1 protein-coding gene is annotated in these 529 nt (G+C 66.4%); it reads left to right on the top strand.

The annotated features are described in order from the left end of the window. Positions 1 to 38: 38 nt before the first annotated feature. On the top strand, positions 39 to 529 hold a 491-nt coding region (locus EN964_RS36810; protein ID WP_245490768.1), incomplete at its 3' end, for a hypothetical protein.

The raw sequence follows: 529 nt of genomic DNA, 5'->3' as shown, positions 1-529 counted from the left end.
AGAGTGTTATGGCTCACACCATCAAGACAGTCGCCAACATGTTGGCGGGTAGTGCGGTAATCTTAGCCCTTTCCCTGCCCGCCAATGCTGCGGGAATCGGCCTTGGCGTTGGTGCCTCGGTGGGTGGTAGCGGCGGCGTCAATGGCGTCGGGGCTTCCGTTGGCGGCAGTGGCGGCATCAGCGCCGGAGTGGGCGCCTCGGTGGGCGGCAGCGGTGGTGTAAAGGCCGGGGCCGGTGCCAATGTCGGCGGCTCGAGCGGTGTCAATGCCGGTCTCGGCGCTTCGGTCGGCGGCAGCAATGGCATCAATGCCGGCGCGGGCGCCAATGTTGGAGGATCTGGCGGCATTGCTGCCGGACTCGGCGCCAATGTGGGCGGAACGAGCGGCGTCGGCGTCGGTGTCGGTGTCGGCGTGGGTATTGGGGGCGGCATCAATCCGTCCAATCCGTCGAACCCGAGCAATCCGTCCAATCCGTCAAACCCCAGCAGGCCGAGCCTGCCGGGTGTCGTGGCCCAGATGTCGGATAGCAA

Origin of the sequence: Mesorhizobium sp. M7A.F.Ca.CA.001.10.2.1, assembly GCF_003998575.1 — a bacterium.
In the GTDB taxonomy this organism is placed as follows: Bacteria; Pseudomonadota; Alphaproteobacteria; order Rhizobiales; family Rhizobiaceae; genus Mesorhizobium.
This window is presented reverse-complemented; position numbering and strand designations above follow the sequence as displayed.